This is a genomic window from Glaesserella sp. (assembly GCF_041817755.1).
Lineage (GTDB): Bacteria > Pseudomonadota > Gammaproteobacteria > Enterobacterales > Pasteurellaceae > Glaesserella.
In genome coordinates, this window is sequence record NZ_JBGYBX010000072.1 from 1 (window position 1) to 19,893 (window position 19,893).

General features: G+C 43.0%; 18 protein-coding genes and 1 other RNA gene. 6 read left to right on the plus strand and 13 right to left on the minus strand.

Annotated features, from left to right (window positions below):
- The first annotated feature begins 5 nt into the window (after positions 1 to 5).
- The gene (locus tag ACEYKX_RS11310) at positions 6 to 104 is read left to right on the plus strand and encodes an IS3 family transposase (RefSeq protein WP_373766162.1); all 99 of its coding nucleotides are present in this window, start codon (positions 6 to 8) and stop codon (positions 102 to 104) included.
- Between the two features lie 42 nt (positions 105 to 146).
- Here ACEYKX_RS11310 and cmoB read toward each other — a convergent pair whose 3' ends face one another.
- Positions 147 to 1,112 carry a tRNA 5-methoxyuridine(34)/uridine 5-oxyacetic acid(34) synthase CmoB gene (gene cmoB, locus ACEYKX_RS11315; RefSeq protein ID WP_373766125.1) on the minus strand — a complete coding sequence of 322 codons (966 nt, stop codon included), beginning with the start codon at positions 1,110 to 1,112 and terminating at the stop codon, positions 147 to 149.
- Between the two features lie 265 nt (positions 1,113 to 1,377).
- Entirely contained in the window at positions 1,378 to 2,238 is an 861-nt protein-coding gene (locus tag ACEYKX_RS11320) for an acyl-CoA thioesterase domain-containing protein (RefSeq protein WP_373766126.1), read from the minus strand.
- Positions 2,239 to 2,435: 197 nt separating this feature from the next.
- Between ACEYKX_RS11320 and ffs the strand changes: the two genes are divergently transcribed.
- Positions 2,436 to 2,533: signal recognition particle sRNA small type (gene ffs / locus ACEYKX_RS11325), an RNA gene on the plus strand.
- 71 nt (positions 2,534 to 2,604) lie between these two features.
- On the opposite strand, the gene ACEYKX_RS11330 is transcribed toward ffs, so the two are convergent.
- Together ACEYKX_RS11330 and ACEYKX_RS11335 are read right to left on the minus strand one after the other, a co-directional pair.
- Positions 2,605 to 4,545, minus strand: a complete 1,941-nt coding sequence (locus ACEYKX_RS11330) for an LTA synthase family protein (RefSeq protein ID WP_373766127.1) — start codon at positions 4,543 to 4,545, stop codon at positions 2,605 to 2,607.
- A 7-nt stretch (positions 4,546 to 4,552) separates the two neighbouring features.
- Entirely contained in the window at positions 4,553 to 5,341 is a 789-nt protein-coding gene (locus ACEYKX_RS11335) for an MOSC domain-containing protein (RefSeq protein ID WP_373766128.1), read from the minus strand.
- A gap of 106 nt (positions 5,342 to 5,447) precedes the next feature.
- Between ACEYKX_RS11335 and xseB the strand changes: the two genes are divergently transcribed.
- Positions 5,448 to 5,669 (plus strand): exodeoxyribonuclease VII small subunit, encoded by a 222-nt coding sequence (gene xseB / locus ACEYKX_RS11340; RefSeq protein ID WP_373766129.1) that lies wholly within the window; start codon positions 5,448 to 5,450, stop codon positions 5,667 to 5,669.
- Positions 5,670 to 5,719: 50 nt separating this feature from the next.
- Positions 5,720 to 6,613 (plus strand): (2E,6E)-farnesyl diphosphate synthase, encoded by an 894-nt coding sequence (ispA, locus tag ACEYKX_RS11345; RefSeq protein WP_373766130.1) that lies wholly within the window; start codon positions 5,720 to 5,722, stop codon positions 6,611 to 6,613.
- 64 nt (positions 6,614 to 6,677) lie between these two features.
- Here ispA and ACEYKX_RS11350 read toward each other — a convergent pair whose 3' ends face one another.
- From ACEYKX_RS11350 to ACEYKX_RS11360, 3 genes are all read right to left on the minus strand, one after another.
- On the minus strand, positions 6,678 to 7,637 hold the full coding sequence (locus ACEYKX_RS11350; RefSeq protein ID WP_373766131.1) for an ABC transporter substrate-binding protein: 960 nt from the start codon (positions 7,635 to 7,637) through the stop codon (positions 6,678 to 6,680).
- Positions 7,638 to 7,832: 195 nt separating this feature from the next.
- Positions 7,833 to 8,252, minus strand: a complete 420-nt coding sequence (locus ACEYKX_RS11355) for a ClpXP protease specificity-enhancing factor (protein ID WP_373766132.1) — start codon at positions 8,250 to 8,252, stop codon at positions 7,833 to 7,835.
- A complete protein-coding gene (locus ACEYKX_RS11360; protein ID WP_373766133.1) occupies positions 8,252 to 8,893 on the minus strand; it encodes a glutathione S-transferase N-terminal domain-containing protein in 642 nt (213 codons plus the stop codon). The genes ACEYKX_RS11355 and ACEYKX_RS11360 overlap by 1 nt, the downstream gene beginning before the upstream one ends.
- 219 nt (positions 8,894 to 9,112) lie before the next feature.
- Here ACEYKX_RS11360 and ACEYKX_RS11365 point away from each other — a divergent pair, with 219 nt between their 5' ends.
- A complete protein-coding gene (locus ACEYKX_RS11365) occupies positions 9,113 to 9,442 on the plus strand; it encodes a DUF496 family protein (protein ID WP_373766134.1) in 330 nt (109 codons plus the stop codon).
- 38 nt (positions 9,443 to 9,480) lie between these two features.
- Here ACEYKX_RS11365 and aroC read toward each other — a convergent pair whose 3' ends face one another.
- Genes aroC through seqA form a run of 4 tightly spaced genes read right to left on the minus strand, consistent with a single transcriptional unit; the run spans position 9,481 to position 15,838 of the window.
- Entirely contained in the window at positions 9,481 to 10,563 is a 1,083-nt protein-coding gene (gene aroC / locus ACEYKX_RS11370; protein WP_373766135.1) for a chorismate synthase, read from the minus strand.
- A gap of 12 nt (positions 10,564 to 10,575) precedes the next feature.
- The gene (gene mscK, locus ACEYKX_RS11375; RefSeq protein WP_373766136.1) at positions 10,576 to 13,872 is read right to left on the minus strand and encodes a mechanosensitive channel MscK; all 3,297 of its coding nucleotides are present in this window, start codon (positions 13,870 to 13,872) and stop codon (positions 10,576 to 10,578) included.
- Positions 13,865 to 15,274 carry an o-succinylbenzoate--CoA ligase gene (gene menE, locus ACEYKX_RS11380; RefSeq protein ID WP_373766137.1) on the minus strand — a complete coding sequence of 470 codons (1,410 nt, stop codon included), beginning with the start codon at positions 15,272 to 15,274 and terminating at the stop codon, positions 13,865 to 13,867. Before menE ends, mscK begins: the two co-directional genes overlap by 8 nt.
- Before the next feature lie 3 nt (positions 15,275 to 15,277).
- Positions 15,278 to 15,838: a replication initiation negative regulator SeqA gene (seqA, locus tag ACEYKX_RS11385; protein WP_373766138.1), complete on the minus strand. Its 561-nt coding sequence runs from the start codon at positions 15,836 to 15,838 to the stop codon at positions 15,278 to 15,280.
- A 108-nt stretch (positions 15,839 to 15,946) separates the two neighbouring features.
- Here seqA and ACEYKX_RS11390 point away from each other — a divergent pair, with 108 nt between their 5' ends.
- Complete coding sequence (locus ACEYKX_RS11390; protein ID WP_373766139.1) at positions 15,947 to 16,732, plus strand: alpha/beta fold hydrolase; 786 nt, start codon at positions 15,947 to 15,949, stop codon at positions 16,730 to 16,732.
- 61 nt (positions 16,733 to 16,793) lie between these two features.
- Here the strand turns inward: ACEYKX_RS11390 and ACEYKX_RS11395 are convergent, their stop codons facing one another.
- Positions 16,794 to 18,191 (minus strand): DHA2 family efflux MFS transporter permease subunit, encoded by a 1,398-nt coding sequence (locus ACEYKX_RS11395; protein WP_373766140.1) that lies wholly within the window; start codon positions 18,189 to 18,191, stop codon positions 16,794 to 16,796.
- A 96-nt stretch (positions 18,192 to 18,287) separates the two neighbouring features.
- A complete protein-coding gene (gene lysS, locus ACEYKX_RS11400) occupies positions 18,288 to 19,790 on the minus strand; it encodes a lysine--tRNA ligase (RefSeq protein WP_373766141.1) in 1,503 nt (500 codons plus the stop codon).
- Between the last annotated feature and the right edge of the window lie 103 nt (positions 19,791 to 19,893).

Genomic DNA, 19,893 nt, shown 5'->3' on the forward strand with positions numbered 1-19,893 from the left:
CAGAAATTGAAGAATATTTGGTGTATTACAACCAAAAACGAATTAAACCCGACTTAAAAGGATTGAGCCCGGCACAATACCGAGCTCAATATTTACGTGAGTAACCTGTCCAACTTTTGGGGGGCAGATCAACAAGCGGTCTGTTTTTATGGATTATTTGCAATGATGACCGCCCGTTTCGGTGCAGGATAGCCTTCGACGGTTTTTTGGTGATCTTGCGGATCGAGAAAATCAATTAATGACTCATTTTCCAACCATTCGGTTTTACGCTGCTCTTCAAGGCTTGTTACGGCTTGATCCACACAGCGAATGTTTCTAAAGCCGACTTTTTCAAGCCAGTTCACTAATGCTGCGACAGACGGAATAAAATACACGTTTTTCATTTTGGCATAACGGTCGATCGGCACCAAAACATCGTTCACACCACCATCAATCACCAGGGTTTCCAGTACCAGTTCGCCACCTCTCGACAATTGATTTTTCAATTGCGAAAGATGATCCAACGGCGATTTTCGGTGATATAGCACACCCATGGAAAATACCGTATCAAACGCATGCAACGACTGCATTTGCTCGATACCTAGCGGAATCAAATTCGCACGACGATCGTTATTCAATAGCTTTCTGACCGCTTCAAATTGGCATAAAAACAATTCCGTCGGATCAATACCGACAACCATTTTGGCGCCCTCACCGACCATTCGCCACATATGATAACCGCTCCCGCAACCAACATCCAAAATGATTCGATCTTTCAACGGAGATAAATGCGGCAGCACTCGATTCCATTTAAAATCGGAACGCCATTCACAATCAACATGTACACCGTGCAAATGATAAGGACCTTTGCGCCAAGGCATGAGCTGTTTTAGATGATAAACCAACCGCTGCTTTTCGCCCGCACTTAACGGTTCAATCGGGATCGATTCAACCCGATCACGCAGGTTGACGCTTACCTCGTTTTCCGGAAGAAAATCAACCACTTTAGCCCATTTGGCGTACTCGCCGTGAGTTTGTTTCTCCCACTGTTTTAGCTGTAAAGGTAAGGTTTCCAGCCATGCAGAAAGCGGGCTTGTAGCAATTTGTTGATAAAAAGGACGGAAATCAATCATAGTTTGTTCAAAATAAAAAAGGAAAATCGATTGGAATTGTAAAGGAATTTTTGATGATGAGCAAAAAGATAAAAAAAGACCAAACATCCTGTTTGGCCTATCGTAATATTGATTAATGAATGAATAAAATTTTCTTTATTGTACGACTGTTTCATTCTCAATATTAACTACTGAGTCAAAACAGGTATTAATGTAAACAAAAGTCAATGTCAAGTCAAGCTAAATTTTAGTTTATTTTACACTATCTGATTTAACTGATGAAATTTTACACCAAATCCCGAATTAATCCTTCTTGTTGATAAGACGCAATTAAATTTCCCGCTTGATCAAACACCTGACCGCGCGTTAATCCTCTTGCTCCATAAGCATTGGTGCTTTCCAAGCAAAATAGCAACCAATCACCGAAATCAAAATCACGATGAAACCAAATAGCATGGTCAATGGTGGCAATTTTCAATCCCGGTTGCATAAAACCGCGTTCATGGGGATGCAACATGGTCAAAATACAGTGAAAATCGGAAAAATAAGCAAACAAGCATTGTTGCAAACGACGATCCTTAGGTACTTCACCGTTTGTTTTAGTCCATAAATACTGCTCCGGAGGAAGTTGATGACCGTTAAACGGATCATTCGGATACTTGATGAGTACATCAAACGGGCGCTCCGCTTGAAATTTTTCACGTAACGGCATCGGTAACATTAAGGCTAGAGAATGAATCAATTCATTTTCAGAGTAAAAGCCTTCCGATTTTTCAATATTCGGCATGTTCACTTGATGTTCAAAACCGGATTCCCGAGTGTGAAAAGACGTCATGACCCGACAAATAATTTCGTTATGCTGTTTGGCATTCACACTGACCGCCGTAAAGCTATGCCCTTCCCGCAAAATTTCCGTTTCATAAATAATCGGATACGCCGCATCGCCCGCTCGTAAAAAATACGCATGGCAAGAATGTAAATCACGTTCTACATCCACGACTTGCATTGCCGCCGCCAATGCTTGCGAAACAACCTGTCCTCCGAACACTTGCGGAAAACCGAGGTCTTCGCTTTCTCCGCGGAACAGTCCGTCATCCAAACGTTCCAGCGTCAATAATTGAATCAAATGAGTAAGGGCATGAGACATAGCTTCTCCTGAAAGTTAAAAAACGCTATTTTTAAAACAAATCTTTGAGGAATACAAGCGACAAGCGGTTCGATTCGGCAGATTTTTTGCAAAATTTTGTACCAATCAAACCGCTTGTTTCTCTTTTTGCTTGTTTTAGTGCGCATTCCTCTTTATAATCCGAATCCTTACACATTTCGTGTAATCCTATGGGGGCGTTTTTGGTTCCTCGCAATGGTGTTCGGTTTACTTGGTCAGGTTCGGAAGAAAGCAGCCAGAATTGAAATTTCCGTGTGCCGAGGTCAGCTGGAAACGCCCTCACCCTTTTTCCACCACATTTTCTCTACACAAAAAGAAAGAGGCTTTCGCCCCTTTCATTGATATTCGCTATTTTACTTCTTTCGGCAGCTTATAAAGCTGATGTTGATATAAATAACTGCCTAACAGTGCATGAGCAAGCGCCTCTTTTTTCATTGCCTCCGGCTGCTCTTTCGGCTTAAGCTGCTTGGCATTGACATCATATTCATAACCTTGAATCGGCGTATTCGGCTGCAAAATCACTACATCATTACCTTTCATCATCGCTTGCGTTTGATCGTATTGCATAAAGGCTCGGTTAGGATTAACGTCTTGTGTTAAATCAAAACCAATCATCGGATATTCTCCGCTGACACCGGCAAGTGAAAGCAAGGTCGTCGGCATATCGATTTGACTGACTAAACGATTATCGCGTTTTGCTTCGATACCGTCACCCAAAATAAGTGCTGGGATGTGGAAATTATAAATCGGCACTAAGTCTGCCCCCGCCACACGTGAATCGTGGTCGGCAATCACAAGAAAGATAGTGTTTTTCCAATAATCGGAGGCTTTTGCCAATTTGAAAAAGTGCCCAATCGCATAATCCGCATATTTTGCCGCGTTATTGCGCGTCTGTTTTTCTTTATCAAACAGCTCAATTTTACCGTCCGGGAACTCAAACGGATCATGATTACTTGAGGTAAAAACTAAGCTGAAAAACGGTTTGTCCGATTTCGCCAATTCCGTGAAAGTTTCATTTGCTTTATCGAATAAATCTTCATCACTCATCCCCCATGTAGAAACGAATTTCGGATTTTTGTAATCCTTTTCGTCAATAATGGTTTCAAATCCGTTTCCATAGAAATAGCTTGCCATGTTATCGAAGTGCTTTTCGCCACCGTAAATGAAGGAAGTACTATACCCTTGGCGACGCAACAATTCCGCGATCGTAAAGAAACCGTTTTGGCTCTTGGTGAGTTTGACCGTCGCACGGGCAGGCGTCGGAGTAAAACCGGCGGTAACGGCTTCAATGCCACGAACGGAACGGGTACCGGTTGCATAAATATTTTCAAACAACCAACCTTCTTGCGCTAATTTATCAAATTCAGGTGTCAGCGGCTTTCCACCGAGTGTGCCGACAAATTGCGCACCGAGGCTTTCTTCCAAGATAATCACAATATTTTTCGGCTTACCCTGATAACTCGCTTGATTGCGCGTTAACGTCGGAATATCGTCGGAAATATAGTCGCTTTCAGGACGGTTGCGGCTGGCTTTGACGATGTTGAACATCTCCTCCGTATCCATTTTGCCGTATTGTTCGGAGGACTTGTCTTCATCCTTCAATTGTTGTGCAGCATATAAGACCGAATAACCGGAATTTAACACTAACGAATTGACTAACGGATCGCCTGAAAACGCCACCATTGCCGGATTAATTCCTCGGTGAGCAAACGTCGAACGAGCGCCTGCAAACGCCACGGCGATAATAAGCAATGCCATAACCGGCCGCCATTTCCAACTTGGTAAACGTAAATCTTTAATCGCCCAGCCGGCTAATTTCCAATAAACAATAGAAGCGATGACCGTTACTGCAAGGCTACTGACCATAGCAACCAAATGCCCGTTTGCCAACATCGTGAAAACTTCTTTCGGATAAAGCAGATATTCAATGAATAATCGGTTCGGACGGAAATCATAAGTTTCAATGAATGCAGGCGTTGCGACTTCCATAAATAAAATGAATACGCTACCTACAGTCAACCAAACGCGCAAAATGCCCAACCAGATTTTACCCAGCGCATTATTATGAGTGAACAGCACCGTAAATAATGCCGGTACACCTAATAGATAACAAAGGGCGACAATATCAATCCGCAAGCCCTGTAGGAAAAGCGGTAGCCAACCGTCTACAGCGGTAACCCGTTCAGCTTGCCAAATAGACAGCCCCAAACGGGACAACGTAAAGATAACGAGGTTTATCCCGATAAAAAAGAAAATCGGAAAGAGAATAAAACGATTTGTTTTTTGCATACTAACCTTAATCGAGTAAAGTAATGGAATCACCGACACGAATAACGCCACTGTTTTCAGGTACTAAGTGAATACCGAAAATCGGTTTACCGTTTTCATTCGTGTGATGTTGTTTTAACGTCCGAAAAGGCTCCGCCTTCGGGTCCAATAGTAATGTCTGCACATCTCGTGTAATTAATATACAACGTGTACAGCATTGCGAAAATGTGAAGATAACTTCGCCGATTTGAATTCGCCGCCATGTTTCTTCTTCAAACGGTTGAGTCCCGTCTATGACAATATTACCTCTAAACTGTTCCATGGAAACCGGTACCGGAGACCATTGTTGAACCTGCTTTAATGACCGTTCCGATACCAGCAATAATGGATTGCTGTCCCCAAAACTCATCGGATGCGGTTCAAAGCCTTTCACGGTACGTTGGCTTTGCACCCCCAACCAACGGAGTTGTACCTCTCTCCCGAAAAGCCCGCTCAACCACTGATTAACATTGTCAGAAGCCACGAAAGAGTTAAAGTGTGTTCCCCACACTTCACTCAATTGACATTGAATGAAATCACGGTAGTGCGCAACACACCGTTCACCGTTATCCGCATTGATGACAATCCCGCTTGAAATCGGCATTGCAGACAGACGATAAAGTACCGCATCTTTACGAGCGGTAATAAAGGTTCCGTCCGCTTCAGTAATCATAAATTCACGGTCAAAATTCAGCCCATGCGGTTGTACAAAAGCTTGATCTACCCGATACGCCCGAGTGGATTTAATCGGATATACATTGAGTTGCGTTACTTTCACTTATTTCTCCTGTATTTTAGCTGCGCACAATAGCGGAAAAACGGAAAAGAATCCACTTTTGCAAAATTCTCAAGTAAAATGACCGCTTGTAACAAAGGAAAAAACTATGGCAAAGAAACCCACTCAAGATTTTGAAACCACACTGAAAGCACTGGAAGAGATTGTCAGCCGCTTAGAATCGGGGGATTTACCGCTTGAAGAGGCACTAAACGAATTTGAAACAGCAGTCAAATTGGTTCAACAAGGGCAAGAACGTTTGCAGAATGCGGAGCAACGTATTCGGATCTTAATGCAAAAAGATGAAAAAGCCGAACTCTCCGATTACTAAACCTTTATATTGACGATTTTAACCAACCATTTCATTTGGTGATCATAACAATGACTTATTCCTTACAAACAGATCTGCATACACTACAACAGCGCGTCAACGCTTTCTTAGCGAAACAATTGGCGGCCTATGAAACTCACGGTTCCCCCTTGGTTGAGGCGATGTCGTATGCCGTATTGCTCGGCGGTAAACGCGTACGCCCGTTTTTAATGTATGCGACGGGCAGAATGCTCGGTGTATCGCTTGACAAACTCGATCACTCTGCCGCCGCCATGGAAGCGATTCACGCTTATTCTTTAGTCCACGACGATTTACCGGCAATGGACGATGATAAACTGCGCCGTGGTAAACCAACTTGCCATATCGCTTTTGATGAAGCCACTGCGATTCTCGCAGGTGATGCGTTACAAAGCTTTGCGTTTGAGCTGATCTCGACCGATCCGCACCTCTGCAACGCCCAAAAAGTGAATCAAATCCAATGGTTAGCCAAATCTGCGGGAGCGCGCGGTATGTGTTTGGGGCAAAGTTTGGATCTACAGTCGGAGAATAAAGCCGTGTCATTGACAGATCTGGAGTTAATCCATCGTAATAAAACCGGCGCATTGATTGTGGCGGCCGTGCTGATGGGCTTTAATTTGTCAGACTATACTGAGGACAAATTAATCGAACAGAAACTGACCGATTATGCCAAGGCGATTGGTTTGGCGTTTCAAGTGCAGGACGATATTTTGGATATTATCGGCAACAGTGACAAAATCGGCAAAACGGTCGGGGCGGATGAAGCGTTAAATAAAAGCACGTATCCTAAATTACTCGGTTTGGACGGTGCAAAACAAAAAGCCGAGGGATTGTATCTTTCCGCCTTGGCGACATTGTCAGAACTACCTTTCGACACTACCGCCCTTCGCGAACTCGCTCACTTCATTGTGAAAAGAGAGAGTTAATGCATCAAAAAACCGCTTGCAGTATCATCTACAAGCGGTCTGTTTTTCACTTTATTTTGCAAATTTAAAATTGTTCTTTTGCTTCTTTACTTAAGATTTCAGGAATAGCAATCCCCAATTCCTTTGCCGTTTGTTGATTGATCGACAGCTCCATTTTGCTTACACCGTGTGTGGCTATCTGCCCTGCTTTTTCACCGCGTAATACTCGTGCCGCCACTTTACCGGTTTCACTACCGATATCGTATTGGTTCACCGCATAAGCCGCCAGAGCGCCACGTTTTACCGTATCTCGGTCAGCCGCAATGACCGGAATATTGGCTTCCAATGCGGCTTTGTGTAATGCTTCATACGCCGATACGACGCCATTATCTTCCGTAATGTAAATCGCTTGAACTTTGCCGTTTAAGCTACGGGCGGCTGTACCAATATCCGCACTGCGTTGTACCGCAACCGGTACTATTTGAATATTCATTTTTTTCGCCGCTTGTTGTAGCTCATCCAATACAATCGTTGAGTTGACTTCACCCGCACTATAAACAAAGCCGAGAGAAGCCACCTTCGGCACTAGGGTTTTAATCAATTCCAGCTGAGGTTCGATCGGTTTATGATCGGATATTCCCGTCACATTTGTTCCGCTTGGCTCCCATGATTTCACCAATTTTGCCGCAACCGGATCGGTGACACCTGAAAAGACAATCGGAATACTACGGGTTGCCGCAACCACAGGTTGCGCGCTTGGGGTAGTAATCGGAATAATGATATCCGCTTTGTCACCCACGAATTTACGGGCAATCTGTGCCGCCGTTGCGGTACTGCCTTGTGCCGACTGAAAATCGATTTTGATATTTTTACCATCGACAAACCCTTCCCGCGCCAGCTCCTCAATGACACCTTGGCGAATAGTGTCTAAAGCGGGATGCTCTACAATTGCGGTAATCGCAACATGTTGTACGTTGTCTTGAGCGAATGAATGGACGGCAAATAAACTTAATGCACTGAAAAGCAAAGTGTTAGAGAATTTCATAGCAGTTCCTTTTTTTAATCTATTAATGCACTACTAAACTAGTGCAGTTTCGCACAGTAAGATAATCGATCAAAAAAAAGAATGCAAGCGTATTTTAACGTTCAGTCTGAAAAGAAAAACAAGCGGTCGGTTCCGAACAAAATATTGCAAATTTTGATGCAAAACCGACCGCTTGTTTTTTTAAATCCGTTTAATTTATTTCACTAATTTTAAGTGTGATACTTTTTTCTTCACTGCTTTTTTCGGTTTGTTTTCCGAGTTTACCGTTTGTTTCGTGCGTTCCAAATACATCGCTTCCGTGTAATAGTCTTCTTCTTGGAACATCACGCCGTCACCGGTTTCCTGAGCATAAATGGCTTCTGCCGCTCCGAAAGGAATATAAACATCTCGTAACATTCCTTGAAAACGGGCATTAAAACTGATTGATTCATCATTCACGATATATTGCCCGACAGAACGGGGAGCAATATTTAAAATAATTTTACCGTCCCGAACGAACTCGCGCGGCACATCCACATCGGCATATTCTGCGTTGACGAGCAGATAGGGCGTATGATCATTATCGACAATCCAACTAAAATACGCGTGATAAAGATAAGGACGTAACGGTTTCATTAATCTTTCTCATCCATTAAATGTTTCGGTGCGCTTCCGCCGACAGATTGCACGAAACTGTCACGTTTAAACACTCGGCTCATATAAGCTTTCACCGCTTTGCTGCCTGCGCCGCTGAATTCAACGCCTAAATTATGCATGCGCCACAATAACGGGGCGATGTAGCAATCAACCAAGCTGAAATCATTACTTAAAAAATATTCCGAATCGGCAAATACCGAACCTAACGATAAAATTTCATCGCGAAGCTGCTTCAATATTTGTTGCGCTTCTTCGGTTTCCGGATTTTTGTTTACGATATCCATCAAGGAATACCAATCCTGCTGAATACGGTGCATATTTAAACGGCACTGCGCACGTAACACCGGGTAAACCGGCATGAGCGGCGGGTGTGGAAAACGTTCATCCAAATATTCCATAATGATACGGGCATTAAACAAAACCAAATCGCGATCCACTAACGTCGGTATCGTCCCTCGCGGATTAACTTCCATCAAATCTTCGGAAATGGTTCCGGGATTGATATTTTCAATTTCATAAGGCACGCCTTTTTCAGCCAATACAATACGAACTTGATGACAATATATATCGTTTTTTTCTGAAAAAAGTGTGGGCACCGAACGTTTATTCGCACTCGTCATTTGTTTCTCCAAATAATCTTCTTTAACAATAATCTGTGAATTTTATCATACTTCTCATAATGGATAACAGACTTATTTTTAAGCACTAAACAGACGTTGTTTTAGCAGTTTATGATTTAACGCAAGTTGTCATCAAATTTACGATAAACCTTTTGACGAAATGCGCCAAACAGTCTAGCATTCCTTCTATATTTTTTTATCTACACACAGGAGCTGTAAATGGACGCAAAAAAACAATCTTTCCAAGACATGTTAGAGTATGTGCACCTCTATCGTTTGAAAAACAAATTGTTAAGAGAAACAGCTGATAATGAGCGTAAGATCCGCGATAACCAAAAACGGGTCTTACTATTGGATAATCTAAACGAATATATTACTGACACCATGTCAATCAGTGATATTCGCGCCATTATTACCAAAATGCGTGACGACTACGAAAACCGTGTCGATGATTACATGATCCGTAATGCGGAATTATCAAAAGAACGTCGTGAAATCCGCAAAAAAATGGCGGAACATGCGGCGGCAAAAAAAACGGATAAAGAATAAAAAAACAGGCGGTAAGGAATTCTCTTACCGCCTGTTTTTTATCGACATTGAGCCTTAAAACGTAATAAGTGATCGAGCAACACTATTGCTGTCATGGCTTCTGCAATCGGTACCGCACGGATACCGACACAGGGATCATGGCGACCTTTCGTCACAATATCAACCGGTTCATTACGAACATTCACGCTTTTCCCCGGCACCATAATACTGGAGGTCGGTTTTAATGCGATATGTGCAATAATCGGTTGCCCTGAACTGATTCCGCCAAGAATACCGCCCGCATGATTTGAACAGAAACCCTGAGGCGTCATTTCATCACGGTGTTCACTTCCTTTTTGTTCGACGACATCAAAGCCATCCCCGATTTCAACTCCTTTTACGGCGTTGATTGACATTAAGGCATGGGCAAGATCGGCATCTAAGCGGTCAAAAACCGGCTCTCCCAAACCGACGGGAACATTTTCGGCAATTACCGTTAATTTGGCGCCAATGGAATTGCCTTCTTTCTTCAATTCACGGATCAATTTGTCAAATTGTTCAACGGCAACGGGATCCGGACAGAAAAAAGGATTACTGTTAACCTGTTCCCAATTTATTTTTGTAATATCCGCAACGGTTTCCGGGTTAATTTTTACCGAGCCTATTTGGGATAAATACCCGCGAATTTCTATACCGAATTGCTCTCTCAAATATTTTTTCGCAATAGCACCTGCTGCTACACGCATTGCCGTTTCACGCGCAGAAGAACGCCCGCCGCCACGATAATCACGAATACCGTATTTTTGTTGGTAGGTATAATCAGCATGCCCCGGACGGAATTTATCCATAATCTCGCCGTAATCTTTCGAACGTTGATCACCGTTTTTAATGATGAGACCAATGCTTGTCCCGGTCGTTTTTCCTTCAAATACCCCTGATAAAATTTGGACTTCGTCATCTTCCCGACGCGGTGTCGTATAGCGAGAGGTTCCCGGTTTACGTCTGTCCAAATCCGGTTGTAAATCCGCTTCCGTCAGTGCCATATTCGGTGGCACACCATCGACAATACACCCTAATGCAATGCCGTGAGATTCACCGAAGGTCGTGACTTTGAAAAGTTGTCCGATACTGTTTCCTGCCATACTGTAGTCCTTTTATGCTGTTTTTGTTAATGTTTGCACCGTTGCATTTTCATCATTGCGGATATGTACACCGAGTTGATTAAATGCGATATTAATGTGATGTTGTTTAAATAGCTCGTCAATGCGTTGATATAAGAAGTTTCGAGTTAACGAACGATCATCCAGCTCAGAGACGAAAACGGTCAATTCATGTTCAATCCATCCTTCTCCAAAACCGAGTAAATTCACTTTCGGTTCCGGATCATCCATGACTTTCGGTGCCTCAGCGGCAACTTGCAATAATAATTGACGAACTAACGTTAAATCCGCACCGGTATTAATTTTCATCGCAATATGTAATCTGGTTACGGTGTTATTGAGCGTCCAGTTAATAAAGCGATCTGTCACAAAGGCTTGATTCGGTAATACGACTTCTTTATTCTCATCATCCACCAAGGTTGTCGATCTCAATCTGATTCGGGTAATAACCCCCGAATAATTACCCACCGTGACTTTGTCGCCTACTCGGACAGGGCGTTCAAATAATAAAATCGTACCGGAAACAAAACTACCGAAAATTTCCCTGACCCCAAAACCCAAACCGACTGACAGTGCGGTAAATACCCATTGAATTTTACTCCAGGAAATACCTAGCGAGGTAAAAGCCGAAATACAGCCGATCGTCACGATAACATAAGTCAGTACCGCCGTAATCGTATGTGGCGTTCCCTTAGACAGTTTCATCCGAGAGAAAAAAGTCACTTCCAAAATACCGGCGATATTCTTTACCAAAACATAGGTAATCATGATATACACTATTGAGCGGATAATATTTAGAATCGTCACGGATTCGACTACGCTGCCTTTTGCCGTGACCTCTACTTGCTCCCATAACACGATGCCGTTCAAATAATAGGCCACACTGATCAAATCCGACCAAATCGTATATAAAACAACAAACAAAACCAACCAACCGATCAAATCCGCCATACGGAAAATCTGTTCGTTTACCGTTGAAATTTTAATCACTTCTTCCGGTTTTTCTTTCGGATCGTCTTTACCCTGCTCTTGAGCCTGTTCCCTGATTTTTTCACGCTTTTTCTGCAAACGACGGTATGCCATACGACGTGACGAAATGGTCAAAGAGCGATAAGCAAAATAACGCCCGAAGACCCAAACAAGTGCAATCACATAACTTTTTACGATATGCTCAATCAAGTAAACGGCAGTATAGTAATACCCCAATACAATCAAAATGATCAACGATACCGGTACAATGAACAGCACCAAACGCAATAATTTAAACAAGCTCACACTGCGTTTCGTACCGTCTTCCGTTTTGGCATTTTCATACTCTTGAATACCGCGATCAAGCAATGGTCTGACAACAAACAAACACAATGCCAAAGCGATGATCGTCATAACCTGCCCGATCACGTCATTCGTAAAACCGATAGATTCTATCTGGGAGAAAATCGAGGAGACCAATAAAAGAACGACGATCCAAACCGATTGTTTAATAATACGTTGGAAAATTTCATTACTGGCTTGCGGCATACCGAAATGACGGTAAGCCAACCCGTTCGGACGCAGTAATGAAAGGATTGTCGCGAAAAACACCCAATAGGCTAATGCTTTCGTCACCCATCCCCATGCAGCAAGCGGATCCGGCACGAATAAATAGAGCACCGCCGTCGCAATCACTAAAAAGATAAGTGCTCCGGGTAGCGTTAATATCACGGTCCAAAACATAGCTTCGGGCGTATGCCAATGGCTATCGTTTTTTAAGGTATTGACTTGATTGGCTATTGTTGCCAAACGGGTCTTAATGACCGGCTTTTTCCAAATCAGGATGATATAGATCATCAACAATACAAAAATAAACGCCGCCGTTGAAGGCAGATTTTGCCCCAAATTATCAAATCCTAAATATTTGGCTAATATCGAAATTTCGGCTATTGCCAATTTAGGAAATTCTTTCGCCCAAGATAAATCGATCGGATTATTACTTTGAACCCAAAAACTTTGTTGTTGTAATTTACTTTGTAACGAATCACTTAACGTCACAATTTGTTGTTGTGTTAATTCAATCTCATTGGATAAATTCAATTGGGAATTTAACGTTTTAATTAAATCCACCAAGATTTTTTCACGTTCTTTTAAAATGTCATTCAATGTTTGTCTTTCATTATCATCAAATAAAATCTTATTATCCGTTTCCAATTTGGTAATCACATTAGGAATGTTATACAGTTCATCCCGTTTTTGGGTAAGATCAAAAATATCTACGCGTAATCTGGCAATATCTTTTGCCAATCCTTTGACCAAACTATCCGTCGGCAACGCCTGTTTTTGTTGATTAATAATACGGGAAAGAACCAATGTACCTTGTAACGCACTAATCTGCTCTTCTATATTATGCTGGGTTTGAGTCAACGCATCCAAGACGTTTTTTGCACGCAAATTATCCTTAGATAAAAGGTTTGCCTTTTGAGTTTGTTCCACCAGATATTGGCTCAAATCCGTATTTAACGTCAACTCTTCCTGAATAATCGGACTTTCCGCCTTGTTTGCCGCTTTTAATTCTTCCGCCTGTTTTGCTTGGGCTTCATATTCTTTTAAACGTTTTTCATTCAGTACTTCCTGCAATCGGGTTAATTGATGTTGTAATAGTTGTTGTTGTAACGTAATTTCATTACGTTTCGTTTCTTCAAGAGAAATTAACGTATCAACATTCTGCCCTAAAAACAGATTATATTTATTACTGACATCTAAATATTTTAACTCGGCATTATATTTTTCAATCAAGGAATTACTTGCTTGACTATTATTTTTCCAGTTATTTATCTTTTCTATTTGTAGATTATTTTCATTAATTTGTTTACGACTTTGCTCTAAAGCTGCACGATAATTGGTCAAACCGGCATTGACTTCATTTAATGATGTTTGAATATCCTGTAATGCCTGACGGGTATCAACCTGTTTCTTATCTAATTCTGATGCCGTTAATTTACTAAACTCATACTGTACCGAATTTAAATCTTCCAATAACGCTTTAATATTCGTCTGATATTTTTCTGCCGTTTTTGCCGCATTTTTGACTTTACTTTCCAGCTCATCCAGTGCCACTTGCTGTTTATTCGCTCTTTCAATGAAAGCTAACGCTTCTTCTAAATTTTTAGCCAACAACGCCGCATCATCCGTTCCCTGACTTTTCACGGACTCCAATTGACTTTTGATCGCCTCCGCACCGGAAACTTCCGCTTTACCGACAACGGGAAAGCCGAATAGCGATAAAATCAGCATACTCCAAGTTAGTGTTTTAATCATTGTGTTCTCTTAATATCTTTGCCGCATAGGCTTTTAATTGTGTTCTTGAGACTTTGATACCGCTGCTTTGCCATGTCTCCTGATCTAACGGCAAATAACGGATAGGTTGCTTAAATTTTTCCAAATGCATTTTTGCAAAATGCTGTAATAAAGTGACCGCTTGTAAATGAAACCCACCGACAAACTCTACAAAGGCGACAGGTCTTTCGCCGAATTCATCATCTTGATAAGGTACGATAATTACATTATTTACCTGCTCACACCCCGATAATACTCGTTCGATTTCTTCAGGTTGAATATTCTCTCCCCCCGAAATAAACATATTATCCAATCTTCCTAGGACAACCAAATTGCCGTCAGAATTCCATCGCCCCTTATCTTTGGTCGGAAACCATCCGTCCGTATTCGGTAACGGCACAATCTTGCCTTGCTGCCAGTAACCTAACGCAAGGCAACCGCCTCTAATCCGAATTTCTCCCTCAACAATACGTACTTCGCGCCCACGCAAAGGTTTACCGACGTTATCCGTATCGCCTTTGGCGGCACAAATGGTTGATGCCGCTTCGGTCATACCGTAGCCGGCATAAGTACTGATTTGATATTGCTGCGCCCGCGCAATTAATTCCGCCGGAATTGCCGCCCCGCCCAATAAAATGTGCTGAGAAAGTCGTACGGATGACGCCAATTGTGCCAAATAGCGCTGTAGCTGCGTCGGCACAAGCGAGGCGTGAGAAACCTGCGCCAACATTTGCCAAAAATTATCTTTATCTTCACTGATAAATAACGTCGCACCGACGCTTAACCAGCGCCAAACAATCCCCTGCCCTGATACATGAAACAGCGGCAAGCTTAACAGCCATGAATTTTCCGCACCGAACTGCATAAATTCACACACGCCCACCGCATTGGCTAAATGTTGCCGAGCCGTGTGAACAACAGCTTTCGGCGTAGAAGAGGAACCGGAAGTCAAAGTCAAGGTACTTGGTGTCGAGCTGTCCCATGAGGCTAACTGACAAGCGGTCAGATCTGCATTGAATTTTGCAAAATCATCCTCCGTGATCAGCACGTCCACAACATTCTCGGCAAGGATCGTTTGCCGCTGTGATACCGTCATTGCCGGATTTAGCATCAATATACGGGCTCCCATCGCGATAGCGGCGGAATAGCACAACACACCGCATAAACGATGAGTACCAAGATAAGCTAACAGGTAATTCTGTTTTGCACCGAGATCATGTAAAAACGTCACCGCCTGTGCGACAAGCTGATGCCAACGTTGCCAAGATAGGGTTGAAGGAAGAAAATCCAAATAAGTAGAATCACCTTTTTCCCAAACAATCGCTGTGCGTTGGGGAGCCTCTACCGCCCAATGAGTGCTTGGGAAAAATGCAGGTTCCGTCATCGATTAAACAAAAAGCGTCTTAACGCGTTCCACCAACGCTTCCGGTAAATCCATTGAGTTCATTAAGGCGCATAAAATAATGCCTTTACGTTCCGTATTATTATTTGTAATGACCCAAAACGGCGACTCCGGAATTTGTTTTGCTTTGACACTGCTACCCGTTGCCAAAATCGTTTTTTCATCGCGGGCAAAATAAATCCGCTCGCTGCCTTGAATATTTTCCGCCGCGTGTGCAAAACCGTCGTTATCGGCAAGATAAAGTGCCGACAGCAACGCCAGAAAGCGATTGACGACTTTAGGTTCATTATTGAATGCGCCGGATGCCAATAAAAACTCGATTTTCTTAACGATTCTATCCTGATTGGTCAGCCCCTGTTTCTTTTTCGGCATTTTTGCGAGGCTTTTTAATTCATCAATCATATTTTCTTGCACAAGCACGAACGGCTGCGGTGAAGCCGGCAAACGTAATAAACGACGTAAAATATCCGATGCGCTTTCACCGATCGCTTGAGTCCGGCTGGCAATATAATGATATAATTCATCATCGACTTCGATTGTTTTCATATCGATCCCCTAAATAGCTTGATTACAAAAAATTCTAGGCATTATACGCAATCCGATTCCTTTTTTCAGGATCTTGATCGCATATTTGGATAAATTTTAAATATTTTTATGACAGAAAAAACTTTTCTTCACTATCAGTTACAACAGGCTTCAAATCCAAAGCTCCGTCCGCCTAAAACCATGGTCTTTTTACACGGTTTATTCGGCGATTTCAATAACTTAGGCATCATTGCCCGCGCTTTTATCGAGCAATATGACATTCTCCGCGTCGACTTACGTAACCATGGACAATCTTTTCATTCCGAGCAAATGAATTATCGGTTAATGGCGGAAGATCTGCAGGATCTGCTCAACATGCTGAATATTCGTCAAACGATCCTCGTCGGACATTCGATGGGGGGAAAAACGGCGATGACATTATCCCATATCGCGCCGGAGTTAGTCGAACGTTTAGTGGTGATTGATATTGCTCCCGTCGCCTACCCGCTTCACCGCCACAATGGTATTTTCGCCGGCTTATTTGCCGTCAAAGCACAAAAACCCGCCAACCGCCAACAAGCCAAATTGGCGATAGCACAAGGGATTAGCGACGAAGGCATACAACAATTTATGTTGAAATCGTTTGATCCGCAAAGCCCCGAATCGTTTAAATTCAATCTTTCGGGCTTAAAACAAAATTACCCGCATTTAATGGGGTGGCAGGAGGTATTTGTCGATAAACCGACACTGTTTATTAAAGGCGCGTTATCCGATTATTTGCAAGAAAAAGACACACAAACGATTTTGGCGCAGTTTCCGCAAGCAAAATCCTTTATTGTCAGCAATGCCGACCACTGGGTTCACGCTGAAAAACCGGAAGCCGTGATTCGCGCTATTCAGAAATTTCTAGGCTGACAAGCGGTCCGTTTCGGACAATATTTTGCAAAATTTATCGCTGAACTCACCGCTTGTATGCTTACTCTTTCCGTTGTTTTAAGTTTTCACCGTCCGTATCGTGCAAGCGACTGACCGTCCAAACTAACAGAAGACAACAGATTGCCGTACTGAAAAAGGTGTAGCCGAAGGCTTGCTGTAGCTGTGTCGAGGTACTTTCACCGATCTGTAAACGGTACACACTTAACAGTACCGCCGCAACGGCAACGCCGATACCGCTACCGATTTGTTGCACCATACTCAACATGGTTGAACCTGTACTAGCGGTCTCTTGCTCCAAATCACCGACGCACAAGGTATTGATTGAAGTAAACATCAGCGACGTAATCGCCCCGTAAAACATAATTGCGATCACCAAAATCCCGAACGATGTAGTTAAATCAAGCAAACCGAATGAAGCGGTAGACATGCCGGTTATCGCCGAAGCAAGCAATAAGGTTTTTTTATAACCGAAGCGATTGAGGATCCGCGCCGTGATCGGTTTTGCCAAAATTGAACTGATCGCCATCGGTGCCAGCATCCAGCCCGCCGCTTCAGCACTGTAATGAAACGAAACCTGAAGCATAATCGGTAACAAAAACGGCACGGAAAAGGTGACTAAGCGGAACAATAAATTGGCCGTCAAGCCGATTCGGAATGTGCGAATATGAAATAAGCTCAACGGAAATAATGGGGCAGATATTTTACGTGCATAGATCACATAAGCTATCGTAGCGATAATCCCTACGCTTAAAATGCCCAACGCCGTATCCGTTTTCTGTAAATTGTTTGCCAAACGTTCCAGCCCGTAAGTAAAAGCAACCAGTCCGAATGCCAGCAACAAAAAACCCACAATATCCAACCGTGTTTTTTCCCCTTTAACGTTGGGCATGAATTTTCCCGCCGCCCCAATACCGATCAAACTGATCGGCACGTTAATCCAGAAAATCCAATGCCAAGACGCATTAGTCACCAGCCAACCACCGACAATCGGACCGGTTACCGGTCCGATCAAACCTGCCATTGCAATTAAATTCCAAGTGGGGACCAATTGTGATTTCGGCACGATGCGCAGAATACTCAGACGGGCAACCGGCATCATAAAGGCGCCACCGATACCTTGGATAATTCTGGCTAACACCAGCATAGCCAATGAATCGGATAAGGCACAAGCAATCGAACCTAATGCAAAAAGCAGTGTTGAAAAACGAAACAACGTAAGGGTACCGAGTCTGTCGGCAAGCCAACCGCTCAAAGGGATAAAGGTTGCAACGCTCAATGCATAACTAATCACCGCCAATTGCATTTCAAGGGGCGATTCATTCAAGCTTTCGGAAATCGCCGGTAATGCGGTATTGAGGATCGTAGAATCAAGCAAGAGCATGAAAAAGGCAATCGCTGCCGTCCATGCAAGTCCGCGGTGGTTTGTTTGCTCTGACATATTGCCCTCTAGCCATTTTTGCAAAATGAATCGTAAAAGTGACCGCTTGTAGAGACGATTCAGGACGTATAAAACGCCCTGAACCATAAAGAAAAATTATTTTTGACGCATCGCCGGGAAGAGAATCACGTCACGGATGGACGGCACATTAGCGAAAATCATCGCTAAACGATCGATACCTAAACCCTCGCCTGCTGTTGGTGGTAAACCGTGTTCAAGGGCGACAACGAAATCATCATCGTAGAACATCGCTTCATCATCACCCGCTTCTTTTGCTTCGACTTGTGCTTGGAAGCGTTCTGCTTGATCCTCGGCATCGTTTAATTCTGAGAAACCGTTACCGATTTCACGTCCACCGATAAATAATTCAAAACGGTCTGTCACTTCCGGATTTTCATCATTACGACGTGCAAGCGGTGAGATTTCCGCAGGGTGAGATGTTAAGAATGTCGGCTGAATAAGCTGATGTTCCGCCACTTCTTCAAAAATTGCATTGACGATTGAACCTAAGCCCCACGATTTTTGAATTTCAATGTTTAAGCCTTTGGCAATCGCCACCGCTTTGTCGAAATCGTGTAGATCGTCCATTGAAATACCGTTGCCATATTTTACAATCGCTTCGTGCATGGTGATACGTTCAAACGGTTTACCGAAATCAAACACATATTCACCGTAAGGTACGGTCGTTGTTCCAAGAATATCTAAGGCTAATTTGCGTAATAATTCTTCGGTGTTATCCATTAAATCGTGGTAATCCGCATAGGCTTGATAGTATTCGATCATCGTAAATTCAGGGTTATGACGGACTGACACTCCTTCGTTACGGAAGTTACGGTTTAACTCGAATACACGCTCAAAACCGCCGACCACAAGACGTTTTAAATAAAGCTCCGGAGCGATACGCAGATACATATCCACATCTAACGCGTTATGGTGAGTAATAAACGGTTTCGCCGCCGCACCACCCGGGATCACTTGTAACATCGGGGTTTCCACCTCGATAAAATCTTTCTCTAAGAAAAATTGGCGGATACCTGATACTACTTTTGAGCGGATTACAAAGGCACGGCGAGATTCTTCATTCGCAATAAGATCTAAATAGCGCTGACGGTAGCGGGTTTCTTGGTCTGTTAAGCCTTTATGTTTGTTTGGTAACGGACGAAGTGCCTTGGTTAGCAGTTGTAACTCAGCTGCACGAACGGTTAATTCGCCTGTTTTCGTTTTAAATAGTGTGCCTTTTACGCCGACAATATCGCCTAAATCCAATAAGCCCACGGTGTTTTCATATTCACCTTCAGGCAGATTATCGCGTGCCACATAAAGCTGGATCTGACCGCTGACATCTTGGATAGTAACAAATGTCGCTTTACCCATCACACGACGTAACATAATACGCCCTGCAACTACCGCAGGAATTTCTTTGGCTTTGAGTTCTTCACCATCGACTTCATCATATTTTGCGTGAAGATCTTCAGCTTTATCTTCACGACGGAATGTGTTCGGGAACGGATTACCACGCTCACGCAATTGAGCTAGTTTTTCACGGCGAGCGATCATTTCACCGTTCAGATCTAATTCTTGGTTTTCGACTTCAGACATTGTATTACCTTAAGATTTTTAAAAATAAATTCGGTTTAATTCATTTGAGTTAGAAAGGGCGAGATTATAAGCGATTTTACGCTGATTTGGTAGGAAACAAGCA

Coding starts and splice junctions, on each gene's coding strand:
- ACEYKX_RS11350 (WP_373766131.1), bottom strand. CDS start 7,637: ATGAAATTCTCTAACACTTTGCTTTTCAGTGCATTAAGTTTATTTGCC.
- ACEYKX_RS11360 (WP_373766133.1), bottom strand. CDS start 8,893: ATGACGAGTGCGAATAAACGTTCGGTGCCCACACTTTTTTCAGAAAAA.
- ACEYKX_RS11330 (WP_373766127.1), bottom strand. CDS start 4,545: ATGCAAAAAACAAATCGTTTTATTCTCTTTCCGATTTTCTTTTTTATC.
- ACEYKX_RS11395 (WP_373766140.1), bottom strand. CDS start 18,191: ATGTCAGAGCAAACAAACCACCGCGGACTTGCATGGACGGCAGCGATT.
- ispA (WP_373766130.1), top strand. CDS start 5,720: ATGACTTATTCCTTACAAACAGATCTGCATACACTACAACAGCGCGTC.
- lysS (WP_373766141.1), bottom strand. CDS start 19,790: ATGTCTGAAGTCGAAAACCAAGAATTAGATCTGAACGGTGAAATGATC.
- ACEYKX_RS11365 (WP_373766134.1), top strand. CDS start 9,113: ATGGACGCAAAAAAACAATCTTTCCAAGACATGTTAGAGTATGTGCAC.
- ACEYKX_RS11355 (WP_373766132.1), bottom strand. CDS start 8,252: ATGAAACCGTTACGTCCTTATCTTTATCACGCGTATTTTAGTTGGATT.
- ACEYKX_RS11390 (WP_373766139.1), top strand. CDS start 15,947: ATGACAGAAAAAACTTTTCTTCACTATCAGTTACAACAGGCTTCAAAT.
- cmoB (WP_373766125.1), bottom strand. CDS start 1,112: ATGATTGATTTCCGTCCTTTTTATCAACAAATTGCTACAAGCCCGCTT.
- xseB (WP_373766129.1), top strand. CDS start 5,448: ATGGCAAAGAAACCCACTCAAGATTTTGAAACCACACTGAAAGCACTG.
- mscK (WP_373766136.1), bottom strand. CDS start 13,872: ATGATTAAAACACTAACTTGGAGTATGCTGATTTTATCGCTATTCGGC.
- menE (WP_373766137.1), bottom strand. CDS start 15,274: ATGACGGAACCTGCATTTTTCCCAAGCACTCATTGGGCGGTAGAGGCT.
- ACEYKX_RS11320 (WP_373766126.1), bottom strand. CDS start 2,238: ATGTCTCATGCCCTTACTCATTTGATTCAATTATTGACGCTGGAACGT.
- seqA (WP_373766138.1), bottom strand. CDS start 15,838: ATGAAAACAATCGAAGTCGATGATGAATTATATCATTATATTGCCAGC.
- aroC (WP_373766135.1), bottom strand. CDS start 10,563: ATGGCAGGAAACAGTATCGGACAACTTTTCAAAGTCACGACCTTCGGT.